The following is a 22,860-nucleotide window of genomic DNA, read 5'->3' on the forward strand; positions in this document are numbered from 1 at the left end:
TTGATGGCGGACAGTTGACCTACCATCCGGCCCGTCACTCAGGCACCCCACTCAGGGTGTCCGCGATCGCCTGGAACACTGTCCGCGATCAGCCTGGAATGGGTGTCCGCGATCAGTGGAATACGCACGGTGCTGCGGCGCAAGGCTGCCGTCATCCGAAAGCGCATCGAGGCGACGGTGCGCAGGGCACAGCAGGTGGTGGTCAAGGTGACGGGCGGTGGCCGAGGGATGGCGGCGATCCCGGCGCATTTCCGGTACATCAGCAAGAACGGCAAGCTGGAGATCGAGGACGACCGCGAGGTGGTCCGCATAGGCAAGGAAGCCGTGCGAGACCTGACCGATCAGTGGCGCTATGGCGGTTCACTGGTCCCAGAGGAGGGGCACCGGCGGGAAGCCTTCAACATCATGTTGTCGATGCCCGCCGGCACGAACGCGACGCTCTTGCAGAAGGCAGCGTGCGAGTTTGCACAGACCGAACTCGCGGGACATCGCTACGTCACGGTCCTGCACGAGCACCAGGCCAATCCGCATGTGCACCTGAGCGTGCGGGCGGAGGCGGCATCGGGCAAGCGCCTGAATCCTCGCAAGGCGGACCTGCAGCGGTGGCGGGAGACGTTCGCCGAGAAGCTGCGAGGCTGGGGCATCGAGGCTGAAGCAACGCGGCAGGCCTCGCGCGGGGAGAGCCGGAACTCTGAGCCGCTGTGGCGGATCAAAGCGAAGGAGGAGGGGCGCCTGCGTGCTGCTTCGGTCACCATCAAAGCGGGTCGAGCTGCCACGCTGAGTCGTGCCGACGCGAGGGTGAGCTGGGCGCACATCATGAAGGCGCTCGCCGCTTCTGAGGTCGCAGGTGGCCATGAGCTGGCTGAGCGCATTGCGTCCTTCGTGCGCGGCACGACGTTCGTTCGCGAGCAGTTCGGTCAAGGGTCCAAGGTCCCGTCGCGGCAGGATCGGTCTCCCTCTGAGCACTCGCCGCCCGGAGTTGGAAGAAGCCGGTCGTCGCCCGAAGTCGATCGTTGATCGTTATTCGTCGCCAGGCGCGTTCGTCGAAGCTCCAGGTGTGCTCGCCGTCGTGGGCGGCGCGGTATTCCTCTCAAAGCAGCGTCAGTGTTACGTCTTTGCGGCGCAGCTTGACGTGCACGCGAGCGAAGTCCGGCTGGGCCACGCGGCGCTGCTCGCTGGATGGAGCGAACAGCCATCGCTCCAACTTGACCTGGCCCAGCGGCTCGACGACCTCCCAGCAGCTCAGGCCCGCCGCGCTGGCCAGTGCCCTGTACTTCGCCACCACGCCCTTGGAGATCGACAGGCTCCGGGCAATTGCCTCATGCGACAGGCTGCCATGCAGCCTCCTGATTAGTAATGTGCCTCAGTCCCGCCCCTGATCGCCGGGATTGGGTGCGCCGGACAGCGTGCGACGTCAACGATCAGCCGAGCGAGCAAGTCGCGCAGGTCGAAGCGGCGGTTGAAGCGATAGGCGAAGGCGGCGAGGTGGCTGTCGGCATGCTTGGACCAGCCCAGCGAGTGGAACGCACCGTGCAACGTCGTCTTGAGATTGCCCAGGATCGTGTTGACCCACTTGAACTGCGGCAGATCGCGCGGCTTGCGGTCGCCGACCACGATGGGCGTGTGCGTGCAGCCCGCCGCCGTCACGGCCGCGAAGCAGCCCAGGCCGTCGCTGACCACCAGCGCAGTCGGCGCCAGATTGGCCTTGGCCCAGCCCTTGATCGCCTCGGCGGTAAAGCCGCTGACGCGGTTGAGCTTGAGGAATTGCGGACGCCCCTTCTCGTTGAGCGACACGGCTGCCACGAACGGCGTTTTGTTCTCCGAACCGCGCCCGGGCTTGCCGCCCGGGTATTCACCGCCCAGGTAGGCATCATCCAGTTGGACCATGCCCGCGAGCTGATGCTGCCCCTCGCGCAGCGCCATGGCGTGGTTGATCTTGTGCTGCAGAGCCCAGGCGGTGGGGTAGCTCACGCCAAGGTGGCGTTTGAGCGCCAGCGAGGACAGCCCGGTCTTGGCCTGGCTGAGCAGGTAGATCGCCAGGAACCAGGTGCGCAGCGGCAGCTTGGTGTGCTCGAACAGGCAGCCCACGGTGAGCGAGGTTTGGTAATGACAGGCCCGGCACTCAAAGAGCTTGCGTGCACCATGGCCGACGATCCAGTGCTCGGCCGCATCACAGCGCGGGCAGCGAAAGCCGCCGGGCCAGCGAGCGGCCTTGAGGGCCTGGGCGCACTGATCTTCGGTGCCGAAGCGCTCGATGAATTCAGGCAGCGACATGCCCTGCTGGAACTGGATGGTGTTGAACGCCATGGCCTGGACTCCGAGAGTGGATGTCCCCAAGGCTATAGGGTGGGTAGCTCGCCAGAAGAGCCACCTGAGGCAACTTACCAATCAGGTGCAGCCTTGAGTCGCAGTACGTCTTTGATCATGCGTATGTCCATCGTGGGCGGTGCCATCGGCGCTTCGGCAAAAGGCCGGCAGCCTATGGCTTCGCAGGTCAGTCATACGCAACCCATTCAGGCTCTCCGGACTTTACCGGTCACGGCACCGGACCGGCCGGTCACGATCCCGAAACGCTCGGTCACGATAGGCCGCAATGCGCACAGACCTCGTGGAAGACGGTGCCGGGAATGCCCTGCAGCTCGACGACCGTGGGTAGCGGGCCGTTGCTGGCGACGATGGCGCGGCCCTGGGCGTCATGGCCGGTGACGACGCGGTGGATGGGCGGCAGAGTCATGGCGCCGGTCCGGCTTGGGCGCGCGGCGCGGCGGGTGGGGCTGCGGGCGGCAGTGGACGGGGCTGCGTCGCGGGCGGGCGCGGCGCTCCGTCCAGCGACGTGGACACGGCGGCCATCGCGCCGCCGAGGCTGACGAGCCTTGTCATGCGCGCACCACGCGCTGGTCCAGCACGCCGAAGGGCCCGGTGGTGTCGATGTCGACGCGGGCCTCCATGCGCACGCGGTCGCCAAAGCGCATGAAGCCGGTGCGAATCTCCCCGCCATCGATCTTCTCGATCATGCGACGCTCGGCGATGCAGGCCGAGCCGGCGGCGCGCGCCACGTTGGAGACGGTGCCGGAGCCGATGATGCTGCCGGCCCGCAGCCGGCGCGTGCGCGCCGCATGGGCGATCAACTGGCCGAAGTCGAAGTTCATCTCGGCGGCAGAAGGGCGGCCGAAGGGCTTGCCGTTCCAGTCTATGTGCAGGCGCAGGTGCAGGCGGCCGCCCTGCCAGGCGGGGCCCAGTTCATCGGGCGTGACAGCGATCGGCGCGAAGGCGGTGGAGGGCTTGGCCTGCAGAAAGCCAAAACCGGTGCGCACCTCGCGCTGGCCCAGCGCACGCAGGCTCCAGTCGTTGAGCTGCACCAGCAGGCGCACGGCGGCCAGCGCCTCGTCGGGGCTGGCACCCAGGGGCACCTCGTCGACGATGGCACCGAACTCGCCCTCGAAGTCGATGCCGTCGGCTTCGCTGGGCAGCGGGACGTCGGCATGCGGGCCGAGGAAGTCGTCGCTGGCACCCTGGTACATCACGGGCACGGTGTCGAACTCGGGGATGGGCGGCGTGCCGAAGGCGGTCTCCATGAGCCGGCCATGGTTCAGGAAGGCCGAGCCGTCCAGCCACTGCGGGCTGCGCGGCAGCGGGGCGGCGCAGCGCAGCGGGTCGAAGTCGAAGGTGGCGGCCTTGCCGGCCTCCAGCGCGGCCGCGCACTCGCGCAGCGCGGGCTCAGCCTGCGTCCAGTTCTGCAGTGCGCCGATCAGTGTCGAGGCCGGCGCCGGGGTGGCGTGGCGGCCGTCCTGCGACACGAGGATGAGGCGGCCGTCCAGGCTGCCGTCGTTCAGGGTGGCGAGGCGCATGGTTCAGTCTTCAAAAATCGCGACGGCGCGCGTCCAGCCGGCGGACGCGCCGCGGATCTTGTGCGGGAAGCAACTGACCAGGAAGCCGTGCGCGGGCAGCGCCTCCAGGTTGTGCAGTTTCTCCAGGTGGCAGTAGCCGATGTCACGGCCTGCCTTGTGGCCTTCCCAGATCAGGGATTTGTCGCCGGTGGCGGCCACCTTCTTGGCCGTGTACGAGAAGGGCGCGTCCCAGCTCCAGGCGTCGGTGCCCGTCAGGCGCACGCCGCGCTCCAGCAGGTACATCGTGGCCTCGTAGCCCATGCCGCAGCCGGCGCCGAGGTAGTCGGGGTGGCCGTAGCGTGAGCCCGCGCGGGTGTTGACGAGCACGATGTCCAGCGGCTGCAGCTCCCAGCCGATGCGGGCCAGCTCGGCCTCGACCTCGGCGGCCGTCACAACATGGCCGTCGGGCAGGTGGCGGAAGTCCAGCTTCACGCCGGGCTGCAGGCACCAGTCCAGCGGCACCTCGTCGATGGTGATGCTGGGCCGGGTGCCGCCGTTCTTGGCGTCCTGCGTAGAGTGGAAGTGCCAGGGCGCGTCCAGGTGGGTGCCGTTGTGTGTGGTGAGCGTCACCCACTCGGCCGCGGCGGCTTCGCCGTCTGGATAGTCCTCGGGCGTCGTGCCCGGGATCATGGCCATGAACTCGTGCAGCGTGTCCTGGTGCTTCTGGTAGGTGATCTTGGGCGCCAGCGGGGGCGGGTCGGACAGCACGTCGTTCTCGAGGTAGATCGACAGGTCCACCAAGCGGCGGGTGCGGCGGGGAGGGCGCATGGCGACGGGCATCAGATGGGTTGGGCCAGGGCCATCAGCGTTTCGCGCATGATCTGGCCGTGCTCTTCCTTGGAGCCGCCTTCCATCTCGATCTGGCCCAGCCGGGCCGAGTTGTCGACGACGAGGCGGCAGCGCTCGAAGCGGCGCGCCTGGAAGGCCGCCAGCGACGCGGCGACGCTGCCATGGCGGGCCAGTTCGTCGGCCAGCACGAGGGCGTCCTCGATGCCGATGCAGGCGCCCGAGGCCATGTGCGGCGTCGTCGCGTGCACCGTGTCGCCGATCAGCACGACGCGGCCGCGGTACCAGTCGCCGCGCACCAGCAGGCCTTCCAGCGGTCGGTAGACGATCTGCGAATCGGGCGTGATCTGCGCGCGCAGACCCTGCAGCAGCGGGTCAGGGAAGGGGGCCAGCAGCGCCTTCAGCGTGTCGGCGAAGGTGGCGGGCTCGACGAAGTCGTTCGTTGGGCGGTGCTCGGTGACGAAGACGTACAGCTCGTCGGCCGAGACCGGGTTGACGCCGGGCTTCACGGCGCCGCCCATCCACATCGTGATGGTCTTGAGCTCGTCCGGCCGCGGCAGCACGGCGCGCCACACGGCCTGGCCGCTGTACTGTGGCTTGGGTGCGTCAGGCAGCACGGCTTCGCGCACCTTGGAGTACAGGCCGTCGGCGCCGATGACGAGGTCGTAGCGGCGGCGCTGGCCGTCGGTGAAGCTGACGTCCACGCCGTCTGCGTCCTGCGTGATGGCGGTGAAGGTGGTGCCCAGGCGCACGACGGTGCCACTGGCGCGCGTAGCGTCGGCCAGGATGCGCGCAAGCACGGGGCGCATGATGGCGCCGCCGCCGGGTACGTCAGGGCCGGCGATGCGTGGCGTGGGCAGCTCGCCGATTGGCTGGCCGTGCGGCAGGCGCAGCTGCACGCCGTCGCTGGCGGCACCGTGCTGCAGGAACTCGTCCAGCACGCCGAGCTGGCGGAACGCGCGCAGCGTGGCGCCGCCCAGGCTGATGCCGGCGCCGTAGTTGCGCCAGTCGGGGTCGATCTCGACCAGGTCGACCTCGGCGCCGTGTTTGCGCAGTTCGATGGCTGCGGCCATGCCGGAGAAGCCGCCGCCGATGATGAGGATGCGGGACGCTGCGAGGCTCATGGGTTTGTCTCCTGAGGGTGAGGTGGGGCGAGGTGGACCTCGCCGTTGTTCTGGATGCGCAGGCGCAGGGGGCTCAAGGCCTGGCCCAGCGCGGCGCCGCTGATGCAGCGGCCGGTGGCGATGTCGAAGCGCGCGCCGTGCGCGTAGCAGACGATGTGGCGGCCGTCGGCGCTGAGGTAGGCATCACGGCGCCAGGCCAGCGGCGCGCCGTCCACATGCGGGCAGGCGTTGCGCCAGGCATGCAGCCGGCCCTGATGGCGCACCAGCAGCAGGCTGTCCTGGCCGCGGCCTTCGGGGTCGAAGCCGCGGACCTGGCCTTCGGCCAGGTCCTGCTGGTGGCACAGGCGCGTCATGGGGGCGGGCTCAGCGCGGACCGCCGGCACCGGGCGGCGGTCCGCCTGGCGCCCACTTGTCGCGCGACTGGAACAGAAAGGCCTGCGAGGCGTCGGCGCCCAGCGGTGCGGCGCGGGCCGTCCAGCTGTCGTCGTGCTGGTCCATGTCGGCGTCGTACTCGATGTGCGTCGCCAGCGGGCTGTTGAAGTACCAGAACCAGTTGGAGCCCATCTTGTGCCGGCCCGGGCCCCAGAAGGACTGGTAGCCCTTGGCCACGAGGCGGTAGCCAGCCTGCATCACGGCGGTGGGCCCGTTCATGTGGAAGGTGAAGTGCTCGATGCCCTTCATGAACGGCGGTGTCTGGATCAGGAACAGCGTGTGGTGGTCCAGCGTGCCGGCGGGGCGCAGGAAGGGGCCGGCGCCTTCGAGCCGGTCCGTGCACTTGAAGCCCAGGCGCTCGGTGTAGAAGGCCGTGGCGCGGGCCTCATCGGGCACGAAGTAGACGACGTGGGACAGCGTCAGCGGGCGGTGCACGGTGTCTTCGCTGACGGCCACCGCATTGACGGCGCGGGCCGCCGCGCCGGGCACGTTGGCCGCCTCGCCGCGCGCCTGCAGCGGGCGGCGCACGGTGACCTGGAAGCCCAGCAGAAAGCCCATGTCGTCGTGCGCCTCGATGGAGCCGTCGGCCAGGCGGGTTACCTCGCGGTCACGGCCCAGTTCCTCGGCGATGGCGGCGAGCGCGGCGGCGTCCTGCACGCCGTAGACGGTCTTGCGCAGCAGGCTGGCTGTGCCCAGCGGCGGTGGCAGGGCGGGGTCGTCAGCCGCGGCGATGACGACGGCCGTGCCGTCCTCGGCCTCGAAGCGGCCGCCGGCCTCGGTGACGCCCACGGGCGTGAGGCCGTAGTCGGCCAGGAATTGTGCGCAGGCGGCGACGTCGTCGACGCCGAAGACCAGTGCATCGGGTCCGATGATCTGCATGTGCTTGTGTCTTTCCTCAGACGTGGGGCGCGGTGCGCGCGCCCAGGGTTTCGGCCACCCAGTCGGCGATGTAGTGGCCGGCGTTGATGCTGTTGTCGAAGCTGGCGTGCTGGCTGCCACCCTCGCGGTCGGTGAAGACCTTGAGCTCGCGGGCCGGGCTGTTGACCAACTGCTCATAGGTGCGTTCTGCCCACTTCAGCGGGATCTGCGAGTCGCGCGCGCCGTGGGTCACGAGGAAGGGCACGCGAATGCGGTCGAGCACGCCGTCCAGGTGCACGTTCTCGGCGATGCGCATGAAGTCGGGGATGTCCTTGGCGCCCCAGACCCAGCAGACATGGGCCCAGTAATGCGGCACGGGGAAGTCGCCTTCCTTCTCCAGCCGGCGCTTCTGCACCTCGCGCCAGTCGTGGTTGGCGCCCCAGACCACGCCGCAGGCAAAGCGCGGCTCGAAGGCCACCGCGCGCGGGCAGTAGTAGCCGCCCAGCGACACGCCTTCGCAGCCGATGCGCTTCGTATCAACTTCGGGGTGTTGCTCCAGCCAGTCGACGACGCGGCTGGCCCAGTGCTCGGTGTCGAAACGCGCGGTCATGCCTTGCAGACGCAGCGCCTCGCCGGTGCCGGGCTGGTCGACGATGAGCGAGGAGACGCCGCGCTTGGCGAGCCAGGCGGGCAGGCCGACGAGGTACTTCAACTCCTTCGTCGAATCGAGGCCGTTGAGCTGAACGAGCAGCGGCGCGCGCTTGCCGGGCTTGAGTCCCTCGGCCGGCAGGTAGAGGGCCGACAGCAGCTTGCCCTCGTAGGGAATTTCGACCCGCTGCACGCGGTCTCCCATCAGGCGCGAGCCTTCGAGGAACAGGGCCAGCTCGCGCTGGTAGAGCGCGATGCGTCCTGGCGCGTCGTGGGCCTGCAGGCGCTCGGCCGTGATCAGGTAGCTGGCGGCTCGTCGCAGCTTCTCGCCGGCGGAGTGCTGGCGGCCGCGCGCGCGGTCCTCCTCGGCGAGCTCGCAGAGCTGGTCGGCCATGCGCACCCAGGTTTCGCGGAAGGCCTGCGTGCCGGCGGCATCGGGCGCCCGGGCGGCCTCCTGCAGCGGGGCGCACATGGCCTCGATCTCGCCGATGCGCGCGCCCATCTCGATCGCGAGATCGACCGAGAGGTTCCAGACGTAGTTGGTGGGGAAGTACTTGAACATGGCCGGCAGGCTATCGACCGCCAATCGTTCGGAAAAGCGGATTCCATCCATTCCATAATTCGACGAAACCGAATCATTGGCGAGGCCATGCGTTTCAACAGACTGGACCTGAACCTGCTGGTGGCGCTGGATGCGCTGCTCACCGAGCGCAGCGTGACGCGTGCCGCCCAGCGGCTCAACCTCAGCCCCTCGGCCACCAGCGATGCGCTGTCCCGGCTGCGGGACTACTTTGGCGACGACCTGCTCGTGCAGGTGGGGCGGCGCATGGAGGCCACGCCGCGCGCGGAGGCGCTGCAGCAGGCCGTGCGCGACGTGCTGGTGCGGGTGGACAGCACCATCGCCATGCAGCCTAGCTTCGACGCCACGCGCAGCGACCGCGTGTTCAAGATCTTCACGTCCGACTACACGCAGATGGTGGTCTGCCCACGCGTGATGGCGGCCGCGGCGGCGCAGGGCAGCACGGTGCGGTTCGAGTTCCTGCCCCAGGTGGACAACCCGCAGCGTGACCTGGAGCGCGGCGAGGCCGACCTGCTGGTGCTGCCACAGCCGCTGATGTCGGCCGAGCACCCGCACGAGGTGTTGTACGAGGAGCGCTTCGTCTGCGTCGTGTGGGCTGGCAGCCGGCTGGCACAGGCTCCGCAGGCGCTGTCGCTGGAACGCTACCTGGCCGAGGCGCACGTCATCATGCGCCCGCAGGCCGTGCGGGCGAGCGCCTTCGAGGACGCCTTTGTCAAGCGGTTGGGCGTAAGCCGGCGCGTGGCGGCCACGAGCTACGGCTTTGCGCCCATGCCGGGGCTGCTGGTGGGCACCGAGCTGATCGCCACGCTGCACGAGCGCCTGGCGCGGCTGATGATGCCGGTGTGGCCGCTGGCCATCCTGCCGTGCCCGTTGGCGATCCCGCCCATGCAGCAGGCCGTGCAGTGGCACAAGTACCGCTCGCAGGACCAGGGCATCGCCTGGCTGCTGGCGCTGTTCCGCGAGGCCGGCCGGGCGCTGGGCTGAACGCCCTCAACCGGCGAGCGAATCCATCTGCTGCGCGGCGGCTGCGAGCGTCTCGCGCAGCCACAGCAGCCCCGGGTCGGTGGCCCGGTGGCGGTGCCACTGCAGGCGCTGATCCACGGTGGGCAGCTCGAACTCGGGGTCGACCGCCACCAGCGGCAGGTGGGTGCAGGCCTTGCGCGCGATGCGGCGCTGCACGGTGGCCAGCCGCTGCGTGCCCGCCACCAAACCCGGCAATGACGAGAAGCTGTAGGACGCTACCTCCACGCGGCGCGTGATGCCGAGCTGCTCCAGGTGGCTGGCGTCGATGGCGGCGGCCGGCGTGCCTGGCGGCTGCATCACCACATGGCCGGCGGCGGCGTAGGCCTCACGGGTCAGCGGCTGGCCCGCGAGCGCGTGGTGGCGGTCCATCAGGCAGGTGAACTCGTCCCGGAACAGCGGCGCGGCCGGGTGCTCCGGCGACACATAGCGCAGCGGGATGATGAGGATGTCGGCCTCGCCGCGCTCCAGCGCCTGCGTGGCGTTGCCGACCTGGGGCAGGAACTCGAAGCACGCTGTGGCGCCCAGCTCGGCGGCGTGCTGTAGCAACTGCGGCACGAACACCCACATGGAGTAGTCGGACGCGACGATGCGGAAGCGGCGGTCAGTCGTCGTGGGGTCGAACAGCGGCTGCACTTGCAGCGTGGCGTCGATGCGCACGAGCAGGTCGCGAACCATGGGGGCGAGCGCCTGCGCGCGCGGCGTGGCCTCCATGCGCCGGCCCACGGCCACCAGCAGCTCGTCGCCGAAATGCTCGCGCAGCCGGGCCAGCGCATTGCTCATCGCGCCCTGGCTCAGGTGCACGCGCGCAGCGGCGCGGCTGATGCTGCTCTCCACCAGCAGCGCGTCCAGCGCCACCAGCAGGTTCAGGTCTAGCTTGTTGAAGCGCACGTCAGCTCAGCCGGAATCGCGCACGACCAGCGCATGCGGCAGCACGCGTGACGGCGGCTGCTCGCCCGTCAGCTGGGCCAGCAGCAGCTCGGCGGAGGCCGCGCCGAGTTCGCGCATGGGCTGGGCGATGGTGGTCAGGCCGGGCTCGAAAACCTGCGCCAGCGGCACGTTGTCGAAGCCGACGACGGCGATGTCGTCGGGCACCCGCCTTCCCGCACGGCGAAAGGCCTTGATGGCGCCGATGGCCAGCGTGTCGGCGACGGCGAACACCGCTGTGGGCGGCTCCGGCAGCGTCAGCAGGCCGCCGGCCACGTCGCTGCCGTCGCCGTAGTCGGTGCCGCGCGCCACGCGCACATAGGCCGGCAGCACCGGCAGGCCGGCGCGTTGCAGGGCGGTCTCGTAGCCCAGGCGGCGCTGCTGCGCCCAGGCGTAGTCTTCCTCTGCCGTGATCAGCGCGATGCGGCGGTGGCCGCGGTTGAGCAGGTACTGCACCGCATCCATCGCGGCCTGGGCGTGGTCGATGCTGACGTACGGCATGTCGGCGCCGGTCATGAACTCGGAGCAGGCCACCCACGGCACGTCGCGGCGTGCGGTGCCGTCGGCCCCGCTGCGCTGGCTGTGCGCGTGGGCGAGGCTGATGACGCCGTCGGTCAGGCGGTCGTACACCGGATCCAGCGGGCCATTCCCGGAGGCGACCGACAGCACGATGTTGTAGCCATGCCGGCGCATCACCGATTCGATGCCCTGCACGATCTCGGCGAAGAACGGGTTGGCCATGTCGGGCACGACGACCAGGATGAGCTGGCTGGCTCCGCTGATCAGGCTGCGTGCGAACGGATTGGCGCGGTAGCCGAGCTGGGCGACGGCGGCTTCGACGCGCCCGCGCGTCTCGGCGTTGACGGGCTTGCTCTGGTTGAGCACGCGCGACACGGTGGCGGTCGACACGCCGGCCAGGGCGGCCACGGCCGCGATGGAGGCGGCTGCGCCGCCGGGCTCGGACGGTGCGGCCGCGCGCGCCTGGCGGCCGGGGCGTGGGGGTGGGTTGGGCATGTGTGCAGCATAGCGGGAAACGGTTTGCCTGCTCGTGCGTTGAAACCCGCACGCGCCGGGCCGCCGCCCGGTGGGGTCGCGCGCTGCACGGCGGCCCGAGAATGTCGTGCATGCAAGCATGCATTCACGACATCGATGGCACTCATTGATGCGAAGTGCCGATCGCTCGCGTAAACCCTGTGTGGTCGGATTTGGGAAAGCGCTTACCTTCTCGGCATCAGATCAGCGAGCGCTGCAGCGCTCCACCGTGTGGCTCCCGGCGGGCCACGCCCACAACGAGAAGGAGACAAACTTGACACATTCCCTGCATATCGGCCGTCGCACCCTCGGCCTCACGGCGCTGGCCCTGGCGGCTGGCCAGGTGTTGGCTCAGGCCGAGGCGCCGGCAGCGCCCGCTGCGGCCGCCTCCGAACCCCAGGCGAGCTCGCGCTCCGAGCTGCCCACGGTCATCGTGACCGCCCAGAAGGTCATGCAGCCGGCGTCCAAGACGGCGGTGGCCCTGTCGGTGATCGGCGGCGAGGACCTCCGGCTGGCCGGCGCTGTCGACGCTCGCGCTTTGCAGGAGCTGAGCCCCAGCGTGCAGGTCACCCAGGAATCCGGCCGGCTGCAGATCAACATCCGCGGCGTCATGAGCATCAACAACACGGAGCGTGGTGATCCGTCCAATGCCTTCAACGTCGACGGTCTGTACATCGGCCGACCCGAGTCGCAGTTCTCGTCCTTCCTGGACGTGGAGCGCATCGAGGTGCTGCGCGGCCCGCAGGGCACGCTGTATGGCCGCAACGCCACCGGTGGCGCGGTCAACGTCATCAGCAAAAAGCCGGGCAACCGCCTGGGCGGCACGGTCAGCGTCGAGCTCGGCAACTACAACGCCCGGCGCGCGGAGGCGACCATCGACGTGCCGGTCAATGAGCTGCTCAAGCTGCGCGCTGCCGTCGGCAGCAACAAGCGCGACACCTACCTGAAGGGCGGCGCCGGCGTCGGCCTGGAGGACCAGGACGATATGGCCGCGCGCCTGCACGCGATGCTGACGTTCTCGCCCGACACCAGCCTGCTGCTGACGGCCGAGCACAGCAAGGTCAACGCCAACGGCTTCACGCCGGTGACGATGAAGGGCTCCTACACCGGTACGCCCAAGGGCGGCAATGCCAACTGGTACAACGACCTGCTGAACCCGGTCTACATTGGCAACGACGACGACGCCCAGCGCACGGTCGACCCGTACTACGCCCGCCCCACCTTCCGGCTCAACGAGAACAACGGCCTGCGCGCCGAGTTCCGCCACAACTTCGGCCCCGCCGAGCTGGTCTACCAGGTCGGCCACCTGAAGTCGACGCTGTCCAACAGCTTCATCTCCCCGTTCAACGGCGCGCCCTTCCTGGGCGAGACGCTGGCCGGCGAGTCCGAGCAGCTGTCGCACGAGCTGCGCCTGCACTCCACCGGCACGGGGCCGCTGACCTGGGTGGCTGGTGCCTACCTGTTCGAAGAAGACATCACGCGCAGCATCCGCTACAACACCTTCATCAACCCCAACTTCACGTTCCGGCTGAAGTTCGAGCCGACCGTGGAGAACAAGGCCAAGGCGCTGTTCGGCCAGAGTCGCTATGCGCTGACCGACACGCTCAAGCTGGTGACCGGCGTGCGCTTCAGCAAGGACACCAAGAGCGCCCGCGACGAGTTCAACGGCGGCGGCTTGACCATCCCTGCCTCGCCCTTCAACCGCACGGTGGACTTCTCGCAGACCACCTGGAAGCTGGGCCTGGACTGGGACCTGACCCGCGATACCTTCGTCTACGGCAGCGTCTCCACCGGCTACAAGGCTGGCGGCTTCAACACCAGCAGCGACACCCTGACCTACAAGCCCGAGGAGCTGACGGCGGTGGAGCTGGGCATCAAAACGCAGGCCTTCAAGAACCGCCTGCAGCTGAGCGCCTCGGTCTTCGCCTACGACTACGCCGACCTGCAGCTGACCTCGACCGTCTGCACGACCAATGCGCAGAACGTCAACACCTGCGGTTCACGTACCGTCAACGCGGCGTCCGCCAAGATGACCGGGCTGGAACTGGAAGGCCGGCTGCGCCCCTGGAATGACGGCACCTTCGACTTCGGGCTGTCGTACAACAAGTCCCGCTTCGGCAGCTACCAGCCGGTCAACAAGCCGCCGGCCGCGCCCACCGTCGTCATCGACTGGACCGGTCAGCCGCTCGACCGCGCACCCAAGGGCTCGCTGCGTCTGGGCTACACCCATGCCTTCGACCTGAGCAACGGCAGCTACTTCGAGGTGGGCGCCACGGCCCGCTACAACAGCGGCTACCTGATGAGCAGCTACGGCGACGACTACGCCACCCGCTACCACCAGCCGGCCTTCACCAAGTACGACGCGCAGCTGGTCTGGCGCAGCGCCGACGACCGCTACTCGGTGCAGGTGTTCGGCAAGAACCTGACCGAAGAGATCAATGTGGAGAACCGCCAGCCCGGCACCGTCAACATCGGTGAGCCGCGGACCTACGGCGTGCGCATCAGCACCAAGTTCTGAACGGGCTTCTGTCCCCGGCAGGCGGCCTTGAGCGCCGCCTGCGCTTCAACTAACAGCAGCACGACATGCCCACCAACCTCCAAGGCCCGGCCATCTTTCTGGCCCAGTTCGCCGGCGACCAGGCGCCCTTCAACTCCTGGCCCGCGATCACGAAATGGGCTGCTTCGCTCGGCTACCGCGGCGTGCAGGTGCCCAGTGGCGACAAGCGCTTCTTCGACCTGGATGCCGCGGCGTCGTCCCAGCAGTACTGCGACGACTTCGCCGGCGTGGCCCGCGACAACGGCATCGCGATCACTGAACTGAGCACGCACCTGCAGGGGCAGCTGGTGGCCGTCCATCCGGCCTATGACGGCGCCTTCGACGCCTTTGCGCCCGAGACGCTGCGCGGCCGGCCGGCCGAACGCCAAGCCTGGGCGGTGGACCAGATGCTCAAGGCCGCCCAGGCCTCCAAGCACCTGGGCCTGAGCGCCAGCATCAGCTTCCCCGGTGCGCTGGCCTGGCCCTTCCTCTACCCTTGGCCGCAGCGCCCGGCAGGCCTGGTCGAGACCGCCTTCGACGAGCTGGCCAAGCGCTGGAAGCCCATCCTCGACGCCTATGACGCGGCCGGCGTGGACATCGCCTTCGAGCTGCACCCGGGTGAGGACCTGCACGACGGCGTCAGCTTCGACATGCTGCTGCAGCGTGTGGACGGCCACCGCCGCCTGAACATCGCCTACGACCCCTCGCACTTCGTGCTGCAGCAGCTGGACTACCTGCAGTTCATCGACCTGTACCACGAGCGCATCAAGGTCTTCCACGTCAAGGACGCCGAGTTCCGGCCCAATGGCCGCCAGGGGGTCTACGGGGGCTTCCAGCCCTGGGTGGATCGCGCCGGCCGCTTCCGCTCGCTGGGTGACGGCCAGGTGGACTTCAAGGCCGTGTTTTCCAAGATGGCGCAATACGACTTCAAGGGCTGGGCCGTGCTCGAGTGGGAGTGCTGCCTGAAGCATCCCGAGCAGGGTGCGGCCGAAGGCGCGCCCTTCATCCGCGACCACATCATCCGCGTGACCGAACGGGCCTTCGACGATTTCGCCGGGGCCGAGACCGATCCGGCCCAACTGCGCCGCATGCTGGGGCTGCAATGAGCAATGCAATCAACGCCCGTGAGCGGGCCGAGCGCTGGGCCGCTCCCGAGCCGGCTCGCATCCCCTCGGGGGATCGGCCGACGTACGCGTCGGACGAGGGGCTGACATGAAACCTGCACGCATCCGCCTCGGCATGGTGGGGGGCGGCGAGGGCGCCTTCATCGGCGGCGTGCACCGCTTCGCTGCCCGGCTGGACGCTCAGTACGAGCTGGTTGCTGGCGCGCTGTCGTCGACGGCCGACAAGGCGCTGCGCTCTGGCCAGGCGCTCGGCCTGGCGCCCGAGCGCTGCTACGACAGCTATGAATCGATGGCCGTCGCCGAAGCCGCGCGCGAGGACGGCATCGAGGCCGTCGCCATCGTCACGCCCAACCACCTGCATGCGCCCGTGGCCACGGCCTTCCTGAAGGCCGGCATCCACGTCATCTGCGACAAGCCGGTCACGACGCACAGCGCGGATGCCAAGGCCCTTTTGGCGCTGGCGCGCAAGAAGAACCTTGTGTTCGCCGTGACACACAACTACAGCGCCTACCCGATGGTGCGCATGGCGCGGCAGATGGTGCAGTCGGGTCGCCTGGGCGAGCTGCGCGTCGTGCAAGCTGAGTACCCGCAGGACTGGCTGGCCGAGCCGCTGGAGCAGGGGGGCAACAAGCAGGCCGCCTGGCGCACCGATCCGGCCCAGGCTGGCGGCGGCGCCATCGGCGACATCGGCTCGCATGCCTGGCACCTGGCCGACTACGTGACGGGCGAGCCGCTGTTCCAGGTCTGCGCCGAGCTGAACAGCTTCGTGCCCGGCCGTGCCATCGACGACAACGCGCAAGTCATGCTGCGCTACGCCAACGGTGCTCGCGGCATGATCTGGGCCAGCCAGGTCGCCCCCGGCCATCTCAACGACCTGCGCCTGCGCGTCTACGGCAGCAAGGGCGGGCTGTCGTGGAGCCAGGAGCATCCCAACCAGCTGCGCTTCACGCCGCTGGGCCAGCCGACGCAGATCCTGGAGCGTGCTGGCCCGGGATTCGATGCCGCCGGTGCGCGCCTGGCCCGCATCCCCGGCGGCCATCCTGAGGGCTATCTGGAGGCCTTCGCTTCCCTGTATGCCGAGATTGCCCAGCACCTGCGCGCCGCGCGCGGGGGCGGCCGCAAGGCGGTCAAGGCCGACAAGGCTAGCCATTTCCCGACCATCGCCGACGGGCTGCGCGGCGTGCAGTTCATCGAGGCCGTGCAGCGCTCCTCCCGCCAGGGCGGACGCTGGATCAAGCTGCCGGCCGCAGCAGCGTGAACGACATCAACCGAGACACACCATGAGCCATCAGATCAAGCGAGGCGTCAGCCTCTACAGCTTCCAGAACGACACCTTCCTGCGCACGATGTCGCTGGAAGACTGCATCCGCGTCTGCGCCGACATCGGCGCCAAGGGCATCGAGGTGGTGGGCGAGCAGACCTTCACCGGCTGGCCCGAGGTGGGCATGCCCACGCAGGAAATCGCCCACTGGCATGGCCTGATGGAGCGCTACGGCACCTACCCGGTCTGCCACGACTTCATGCTGGACTACAAGCGCTACAAGGGCCGCCCCATGCCCTTCGACGAGCAGGTGGCCAGCGTCAAGCGTGACATCGACTTCGGCGCCGCCCTGGGCGCGCCCTACATCCGAGCGTTGGTGTCCATCGCGCCCGAGGTGCTGGTGGCCTGCGCCAGCTATGCGGAAGACAAGGGCATCAAGATCCTCATCGAGATCCACGCGCCGCTGCACTTCGACCATCCCTGGATCGTGCGCCACGCCGAGGCCTACGAGAAGAGCGGCTCCAAGGCGCTGGGCTTCCTGCCGGACATGGGCATGTTTCTGCACCGCTTCCCGCGCATCTGGAAGGAACGCTTCATCCGCAACGGCGTGCCACAGCACATCGCCGATTACATCGAGAAGGCCTACGCGGACCGCACGCTCAGCGAGTACGTGCTGCTGGAGGTGCGTGAGATGGGCGGCACCGGCCCGGCCATCGCGATGGCCGAGACGCTGCGCCACAACGCGGCTTTCGAGCCCAAGCGCATGCTGGACTTCATGCCGCGCATCCACAACATCCACGGCAAGTTCTACGAGATGACCGAGGACGACGTCGAGTACTCCATCCCCTACGACGAGATCGTCGCGGTGCTGAAAAAAGGTGGCTACCAGGGCCACATCTGCTCGGAGTACGAAGGCAACCGCTGGATCGAGGACGCGCACCCGGTGCAGTCGGTCGAGCAGGTCAAGCGCCAACACCGCATGCTGTGCCGCCTGCTGGATGAACCCATCCCGGCCGCGTTGGCGTGAACCCCTCGCCCAGTCTCGCCCCGCTGCACGCGGGCGAGCCCGGTCGGTCCCCCGAGGGGACGGCGATGTTCGCGGCATTGAGCCGCGAACACATCGCCAGCGCGGGCCGGCTTGGGGCGGCCCGGCGCTCGGCCCGAATGCGCCATGAAATTGAAGTGAGAAGGAGACCCACACCATGATGGATCAGCACATGCTCTGCGACGACGGCTTCCAGAACGTCGCCCAGGGAGATCAAGTCACCGGATTCGCGCTGCTGGCGCGTCTGCCTTACTACCGCGGCCTGGGACTGTCCATGGTCGAGGACATCGCCGTCAGCGTGGACGGCCAGGACGTGCCGCGCGAGTCCGTGCGCCTGGCGCTGCGCGGCCGCTCGTGGAGCCTGGACGAGCTGGAGACCTGCTTCGACGAGAAGTGGAACTTCGGCGAGAAGGCCCAGGTGCTCGTGGCCCGCGCGGGCGGCCTCAGCAGTGGCAAGCACCGCATCGACCTGGCCATCCGCTACCGCGTGTCCTACCTGCCGTTCGTGCCCACCACGCGCACGGGCCGCGACCTCACCTTGGCGGCCTGAGCGGCCGCCCGATACAGAAAGCCACCCATGGCCCGCTTCTTCAAGAACAACTTCAGCGATGTGCTGATCACGCCGCAAGACTCGCGCGTCACGCCCGAGGGCCTGGCGCTGGACGTCCGCCTCCCCTGGTACCGCTCGCTGCCGCTGTCGGTGGTGATGCCTAGCGAGCTGCTCGTGGATGACCAGCCCGTGTCGCTGGACGGCGCCACCATCGAGCATGAAGGCCGCCGCTACACGCTGGCCGAGCTGCCCGAGCAGATAGCCGCGTGGTGGTTCATCCAGGACTCCGTGACGCTGCATGTGCCCACGCCGCAGCCGCTGGCCGCCGGCGCGCACCGCGTCGTGCTGACGCTGAACCTGTTCCCGCCCTACATCCCGATGCTGACCTGGGTGACCCGCGGCGACGCGGTCCTGCAGGCTGCCTGAGTTCTCCCCATGACCGCAAACCAAACGCCTGCCGCCAAGGGCTTCAAGCTTGGCTCCACGCTGTACAGCTTCACCAACGAGTGGCATGAGCGCCGCTTCGGCTTCGAGGAGCTGATCGCCGAGGTCGCGCGCCGCAATCTCGGCCCGGGCCTGGAGATCATCGGCTTCTCCAGCATCCGCGGCTTTCCCAACGTCAGCGACGAGTTCGCCGCGCGCTTCAAGGACCTGATGGCCCAGCACGGTCTGACGCCCAGCAGCCTGGCCATCAACGCCGACATGGCCCTGAAGCGCGGCACGATGATGAGCATCGACGAGGCCGTGGCCTACCACGTGCCGCAGATCGAGGCCGCCGCGAAGCTGGGCTTCCCGGTCATCCGCAGCCAGTTCGCCGCGCCTGCCGAAGTGGCCATCCGACTCCTGCCGCTGCTGGAGAAGCACGGCATCAAGATGGGCCCCGAGGTGCATGCGCCGCTGAACCCCAACTCGCCGCCGGTCATGGCCTACCGCGAGGCCTATGCCAAGGTCAACTCGCCGCTGCTGGGCTTCGTGCCCGACTTCGGCTGCTGCGCCTTCGCCCTGCCGGCCACCTACATCGAGAACCTGCGCCGCCAGGAGCTGCCCGAGCACCTGATCCAGCTGGCGCTGGAGGTGTGGCACTTGCCCAAGGACGCTGGCTGGAAGCGCCAGGAGTTCGCCCGCCGCGTGGAGCCGCTGAAGGCCGACCCGGCCGACGTTAGTGCGCTGTCGGTGATGTTCAACATCCTCAGCCCCGGTGAGGCCGAGATGTGGAAGGAACTCATCCCGCAGGTGGTGCACGTGCACGGCAAGTTCTACGACTTCGACGCCGACGGCAACGAGACCTCGATCGCCTACGACAAGATCTTGCCGGTCTTCCACGACGGCGGCTACACCGGCTTCATGTCCAGCGAATGGGAGGGCCACCTCTACATGCGCGGCGTGGACGCCTTCGACATGGTCGCCAAGCACCAGGCGCTGGCGCGGCGCATCATCGCCAAGCACACGGGGCAGGCGGCATGACCGGGCCGAGCGCTGGGCCGCTCCCGAGCCGGCCCGCCGTCCCCTCGGGGGACCGGCCGACGTACCCGTCGGACGAGGGGCGCACATGACCACTGTCGGAACGCCACTGGGCGGGCGCAAGCTGCGCTACGCCTACATGGATCACTGGCGCGTGGATACGGCCCAAGGCCAGATCTCGCAGTACAGCTCCGTGGAGCGCTTCGACGCTTTTCTCAAGCAGGTCGCCGGTGTGGGCTATGAAGCCATCGAGACCTTCGACTTCCACCTCGGCGCGCTGCGTGACCTGTTCGGCAGCCTGCCGGCCGCGCGCGAGTTCATGCAGTCGCGCGGCATCGACCGCGTGCTGAGCCTGTTCCACGCGGTGATGTACGACGCGCGCCAGAGCACGCCGCATGTGCGTGCCACGCACGACCACATCGTTCGCTACGCCGAATACATCATGAAGAGCAGCGCCGGCCTCGGCGTGCAGAACTTCATCGTCATGCCGGCCGGGCTCTACTTTGATGTCGAGCCGGTCACCGACGACAAGCTCCGCGCCTGCGCCGAGCTGTGGAACCGCGTCGGCCAGATGACGCTGGAGGGCTACGGCGTCAAGACCTGCTGCCACCACGAGTTCTTCTGCGGCATCCGCTCGGCCGAGCAGCTGCAGAAGTTCTACGACTGGACCGACCCGCGCTATGTCTTCCTGTGCCTGGACACGGCCCAGCATGTCATCGCCGGTGTCGACCCGACCGAGCTCTTCCTGAAGCTGCACGACCGCTGCGCCGCCTTCCACCTGAAGGACACGCACCACGTCGACACCAACGGCGACTACCGCCGCAAGCCCGACGCCGAGGTCATGGCGCCGACGACGGCGCGCTGGTTCTACGAGATCGGCACCGAGGGCGGGCTGGTGGACTTCCCGGCGCTGTACGGCGCGATGAAGGAGGTCGGCTGGCAGGGCTGGGTGGGCGTGGAGCATGACAAGGCCGACGTCGGCGGCGGCAACTACCCCGAGAGCACCGCCATCGCGGCCTGGACGATTCGCAACGTGCTGAGGGGCATCCATGACTAAGTGGGGATACGCCACCAACCAGTGGAAGGCCGGCTTCACGGGATTCGCGCGCATGGAGCAGCAGGAGAGGGCGCTGAAGGTCACGGCCGCGTGCGGCTTCGACGCCATCGAACTGTCGGGCGGCACCGGCCGTTGGGACCCGATGGGCAGACCCGAGAACATCGTGCAGAACTTCGGTTCGATCGAGCACTTCAAGCTGCAGTTGCGCGACTGGGGCATCCAGCGCGTGGCCAGCCTGTTCTTCGACCCGCTGCAGATGAGCTTCGAGGAACTGCACCACGGCCTGGACTGCACGGACCGCGGTCAGCATGCGCTGCTGCTGCAGCAGGCGGGCGTGTTCGCGCGGCTGCTGGCGGACGTGGGCGGCGAGGTGCTGGTGGTGCGCGCGCTGCCGCCGCACGGTCGCCACGGCGGGCTCAATGCCGAACGTCAGGCCGCCGCTGCCGACTGCTGGAACGCGGTCGGCGCGATGACGGCGGCGCTGGGCATCAAGACCGTGCTGCACCTGGACGCGGTCGCCCCGCTGCGCGACGCCGACGAGCTGGCCACCTGGCTGGCCCTTCTGGACCCGGCCACCGTGGGCCTGTGCATGGACACGGCCGAGCTGACCATCGCTGGCCATGACGTGACGGCCTGGTACCGCCGCTTCCATGCCCGCGTGCAGCACATCCACCTCAAGGACGCGCTGGCTGTGGACACGCAGAACGAGTACCGCGCCCCCAACGCCGAGCGCGCGCTGCTGCAGGCCGGCGGTGAGCGCCGCATCGAGCGCTGGTTCGGCGAGCTGGGCGCCGGCCTGGTGGACTGGCCCGCGCTGATGGGTGCGCTGCGCGAGACCGGCTATGCCGGCTGGCTCATCGTCGAGAGCGACAAGGGCCCTGCACCCGCGGCCGCCAGCATGATGCAGAACGCCTGGACTGTGCGCCATGTGCTGCAGCCGCTGCTCGGTTGAGAACAACAACAAGGAGAAGACGCGATGAAGCTGTCTGCCGTCATTGAAGACCTGTACATGTTCAACGAGGCTGGCGACATGCCGGCCCGTATTCGCGCGGCCGCTGCCGCGGGCCTGGACCGCGTGGAGTTCCACATGTGGGGCCCGGAGGGCATGGACGCGGTGGCCGCCGCGTTGAAGGACACGGGCGTTCGGCTGCTGAGCCTGACGGTCGGGCCCCGCGTGGGCTGCGTCGACCGCAGCAAGGAGGCCTATGTGATGGATGCCATCGATCGCACGATGGCGATGTGCCAGCGCCTGGGGGCGAAGGACATGGTGATCGCCGGCGGCCCGGCGCTGGCCGGTGCCTCGGCCGCCGAGCAGCACGACAACATGGTCTACCTGCTGAAGCGCGCTGCGCCGCGCGTCCAGGCCGCCGGCATGCGGTTGCTGCTGGAGCCGCTGAACACCCGCATCGACCATGTCGGCTTCTTCATGGGTTCGGCCCTCGAAGGCCTGGACATCGTCGAAGCGGTGGACAGCCCGGCCGTGCGCCTGCTGTACGACGCTTACCACGCCGCTGTGATGGGCGAGGACTACCGCGAGATCCTGCAGCGCGCTCATCTGATCGGTTATGTTCAGGTGGCCGACACGAATGGTCGCCACGAGCCTGGCACGGGCAGCATAGCCTGGGCCGCCTGGCTGCCGGCGCTGAAGGCCGCCGGCTACCAGGGCGACATCGGGCTGGAATACCGCCCCAGCGGCTCGACGCTGGATTCGCTGGCCCGTACCCGCGAGGTCTTCGGCATGGCGGAGGTGTCGGCATGAAGCTCATCCCCTGCATCGAGATGCTCTACAAGGCCGAGCATCCGGACTTCGTCGAGCGCTTTCGCGCCGCCAAGGCCGACGGCTTTGACGCGGTGGACATGTGGCTGTGGCGCGAGAAGCCGCTGGACGCCATCGTCGACGTGATGGCTGAGACCGGCGTGCAGGTGTTCAGCTTTGGCGTGGACCCGCGCGCCAGCCTGGTGAACCCCGCCGAGCATGCCACCGTGCTGGCCGGCGTGCGCGACGCCGTGCCCGTGGCCCGCCGGCTGAACGGCGCGCACATGATCCTGGCCTCGGGCTTCGGTCTGCCCGGTCAGGGCGACGGGGAGCTGCGCGCCAATGCGGTGAAGGTGCTGCGCGAGGCCTGCCGCATCGCCGAGGACGGCGGCGCGACCATCCTGCTGGAGCCGGTGCACATGGTCATCAACGGCAACCTGATGGCCGTGCGCAACATCCGCCAGGGGCTGGACATCGTGGAGCAAGTGGGCAGCCCGGCGCTCAAGCTGCTGGCCGACGTGTTCCACAACGCCGTCGACGGCCAGAGCTTCGACGATGCCTTCGCTGACCGCATCGAACTGATCGGCCATGTGCAGGTGGCCGACTTCGAAGGCCGCCATGAGCCCGGCACCGGCCGCCTGCCCTGGGCCACGCTGCTGCCGCTGCTGCGCCAGCATGGCTACGCCGGCCCCATCGGCCTTGAATACCTGCCCACGCTGCCCATCGCCGAGTCGCTCGCGCTGACGCGCCGCAGCTTGGGCCTTTGAACAACGACA

Annotated in this window: 23 protein-coding genes and 1 pseudogene; 13 read left to right on the forward strand and 11 right to left on the reverse strand. The window is 68.7% G+C overall.

The genetic code is table 11. The features are described 5' to 3' along the window. Window positions 1–129: 129 nt before the first annotated feature. Complete coding sequence (locus tag ACG0Z3_RS00005; protein WP_394394316.1) at window positions 130–1,017, forward strand: relaxase/mobilization nuclease domain-containing protein; 888 nt, start codon at window positions 130–132, stop codon at window positions 1,015–1,017. Between the two features lie 73 nt (window positions 1,018–1,090). Here the strand turns inward: ACG0Z3_RS00005 and ACG0Z3_RS00010 are convergent, their stop codons facing one another. From ACG0Z3_RS00010 to ACG0Z3_RS00050, 9 genes and pseudogenes are all read right to left on the reverse strand, one after another. Then, window positions 1,091–1,282: a hypothetical protein gene (locus ACG0Z3_RS00010; RefSeq protein WP_394394318.1), complete on the reverse strand. Its 192-nt coding sequence runs from the start codon at window positions 1,280–1,282 to the stop codon at window positions 1,091–1,093. Window positions 1,283–1,350: 68 nt separating this feature from the next. Further along, window positions 1,351–2,307, reverse strand: a complete 957-nt coding sequence (locus ACG0Z3_RS00015; protein WP_394395345.1) for an IS1595 family transposase — start codon at window positions 2,305–2,307, stop codon at window positions 1,351–1,353. A gap of 295 nt (window positions 2,308–2,602) precedes the next feature. After that, window positions 2,603–2,734: pseudogene (locus ACG0Z3_RS00020) on the reverse strand (cupin domain-containing protein); the annotation flags it as partial. Between the two features lie 142 nt (window positions 2,735–2,876). Then, window positions 2,877–3,848, reverse strand: a complete 972-nt coding sequence (locus ACG0Z3_RS00025; protein WP_394394320.1) for a fumarylacetoacetate hydrolase family protein — start codon at window positions 3,846–3,848, stop codon at window positions 2,877–2,879. Between the two features lie 3 nt (window positions 3,849–3,851). Beyond that, window positions 3,852–4,655 (reverse strand): cyclase family protein, encoded by an 804-nt coding sequence (locus tag ACG0Z3_RS00030; RefSeq protein ID WP_394394322.1) that lies wholly within the window; start codon window positions 4,653–4,655, stop codon window positions 3,852–3,854. A gap of 11 nt (window positions 4,656–4,666) precedes the next feature. Continuing rightward, on the reverse strand, window positions 4,667–5,797 hold the full coding sequence (locus tag ACG0Z3_RS00035; RefSeq protein ID WP_394394324.1) for an FAD-dependent oxidoreductase: 1,131 nt from the start codon (window positions 5,795–5,797) through the stop codon (window positions 4,667–4,669). Beyond that, on the reverse strand, window positions 5,794–6,150 hold the full coding sequence (locus ACG0Z3_RS00040; protein ID WP_394394326.1) for a Rieske (2Fe-2S) protein: 357 nt from the start codon (window positions 6,148–6,150) through the stop codon (window positions 5,794–5,796). The genes ACG0Z3_RS00035 and ACG0Z3_RS00040 overlap by 4 nt, the downstream gene beginning before the upstream one ends. Window positions 6,151–6,160: 10 nt before the next feature. Then, window positions 6,161–7,108, reverse strand: coding sequence for a VOC family protein (locus ACG0Z3_RS00045; protein ID WP_394394328.1), 948 nt, complete (start codon window positions 7,106–7,108; stop codon window positions 6,161–6,163). 16 nt (window positions 7,109–7,124) lie between these two features. Next, window positions 7,125–8,297 (reverse strand): alpha/beta hydrolase family protein, encoded by a 1,173-nt coding sequence (locus ACG0Z3_RS00050; protein WP_394394330.1) that lies wholly within the window; start codon window positions 8,295–8,297, stop codon window positions 7,125–7,127. A gap of 87 nt (window positions 8,298–8,384) precedes the next feature. On the opposite strand from ACG0Z3_RS00050, the gene ACG0Z3_RS00055 reads away from it, so the two are divergent. Further along, entirely contained in the window at window positions 8,385–9,299 is a 915-nt protein-coding gene (locus tag ACG0Z3_RS00055; protein ID WP_394394332.1) for a LysR family transcriptional regulator, read from the forward strand. Window positions 9,300–9,305: 6 nt separating this feature from the next. Here the strand turns inward: ACG0Z3_RS00055 and ACG0Z3_RS00060 are convergent, their stop codons facing one another. Further along, window positions 9,306–10,226: a LysR family transcriptional regulator gene (locus tag ACG0Z3_RS00060; RefSeq protein WP_394394334.1), complete on the reverse strand. Its 921-nt coding sequence runs from the start codon at window positions 10,224–10,226 to the stop codon at window positions 9,306–9,308. Between the two features lie 6 nt (window positions 10,227–10,232). Beyond that, a complete protein-coding gene (locus ACG0Z3_RS00065) occupies window positions 10,233–11,276 on the reverse strand; it encodes a LacI family DNA-binding transcriptional regulator (protein WP_394394335.1) in 1,044 nt (347 codons plus the stop codon). 292 nt (window positions 11,277–11,568) lie between these two features. Between ACG0Z3_RS00065 and ACG0Z3_RS00070 the strand changes: the two genes are divergently transcribed. The 11 genes from ACG0Z3_RS00070 to ACG0Z3_RS00120 all read left to right on the forward strand — a co-directional run bounded on the left by ACG0Z3_RS00070 (window position 11,569) and on the right by ACG0Z3_RS00120 (window position 22,851). Next, complete coding sequence (locus ACG0Z3_RS00070) at window positions 11,569–13,812, forward strand: TonB-dependent receptor (RefSeq protein ID WP_394394336.1); 2,244 nt, start codon at window positions 11,569–11,571, stop codon at window positions 13,810–13,812. Between the two features lie 65 nt (window positions 13,813–13,877). Next, window positions 13,878–14,936 (forward strand): sugar phosphate isomerase/epimerase family protein, encoded by a 1,059-nt coding sequence (locus ACG0Z3_RS00075; protein ID WP_394394338.1) that lies wholly within the window; start codon window positions 13,878–13,880, stop codon window positions 14,934–14,936. A 106-nt stretch (window positions 14,937–15,042) separates the two neighbouring features. Next, window positions 15,043–16,212, forward strand: a complete 1,170-nt coding sequence (locus ACG0Z3_RS00080) for a Gfo/Idh/MocA family protein (RefSeq protein WP_394394340.1) — start codon at window positions 15,043–15,045, stop codon at window positions 16,210–16,212. 22 nt (window positions 16,213–16,234) lie between these two features. Next, the gene (locus ACG0Z3_RS00085) at window positions 16,235–17,242 is read left to right on the forward strand and encodes a sugar phosphate isomerase/epimerase family protein (protein WP_394394341.1); all 1,008 of its coding nucleotides are present in this window, start codon (window positions 16,235–16,237) and stop codon (window positions 17,240–17,242) included. A gap of 175 nt (window positions 17,243–17,417) precedes the next feature. Then, a complete protein-coding gene (locus ACG0Z3_RS00090; RefSeq protein WP_394394342.1) occupies window positions 17,418–17,810 on the forward strand; it encodes a C-glycoside deglycosidase beta subunit domain-containing protein in 393 nt (130 codons plus the stop codon). A 27-nt stretch (window positions 17,811–17,837) separates the two neighbouring features. Further along, entirely contained in the window at window positions 17,838–18,236 is a 399-nt protein-coding gene (locus tag ACG0Z3_RS00095) for a C-glycoside deglycosidase beta subunit domain-containing protein (protein ID WP_394394343.1), read from the forward strand. A gap of 9 nt (window positions 18,237–18,245) precedes the next feature. Continuing rightward, window positions 18,246–19,274 (forward strand): sugar phosphate isomerase/epimerase family protein, encoded by a 1,029-nt coding sequence (locus ACG0Z3_RS00100; RefSeq protein ID WP_394394344.1) that lies wholly within the window; start codon window positions 18,246–18,248, stop codon window positions 19,272–19,274. Window positions 19,275–19,359: 85 nt separating this feature from the next. Further along, window positions 19,360–20,328: a sugar phosphate isomerase/epimerase family protein gene (locus ACG0Z3_RS00105; protein ID WP_394394345.1), complete on the forward strand. Its 969-nt coding sequence runs from the start codon at window positions 19,360–19,362 to the stop codon at window positions 20,326–20,328. Next, the gene (locus tag ACG0Z3_RS00110) at window positions 20,321–21,280 is read left to right on the forward strand and encodes a sugar phosphate isomerase/epimerase family protein (protein WP_394394346.1); all 960 of its coding nucleotides are present in this window, start codon (window positions 20,321–20,323) and stop codon (window positions 21,278–21,280) included. The genes ACG0Z3_RS00105 and ACG0Z3_RS00110 overlap by 8 nt, the downstream gene beginning before the upstream one ends. 24 nt (window positions 21,281–21,304) lie before the next feature. Next, window positions 21,305–22,087 carry a TIM barrel protein gene (locus ACG0Z3_RS00115; protein ID WP_394394347.1) on the forward strand — a complete coding sequence of 261 codons (783 nt, stop codon included), beginning with the start codon at window positions 21,305–21,307 and terminating at the stop codon, window positions 22,085–22,087. Beyond that, on the forward strand, window positions 22,084–22,851 hold the full coding sequence (locus tag ACG0Z3_RS00120; RefSeq protein WP_394394348.1) for a TIM barrel protein: 768 nt from the start codon (window positions 22,084–22,086) through the stop codon (window positions 22,849–22,851). The genes ACG0Z3_RS00115 and ACG0Z3_RS00120 overlap by 4 nt, the downstream gene beginning before the upstream one ends. The last annotated feature ends 9 nt before the right edge of the window (window positions 22,852–22,860 follow it).

Source organism: Pelomonas margarita, from assembly GCF_043555875.1.
GTDB lineage: Bacteria > Pseudomonadota > Gammaproteobacteria > Burkholderiales > Burkholderiaceae_C > Pelomonas > Pelomonas margarita.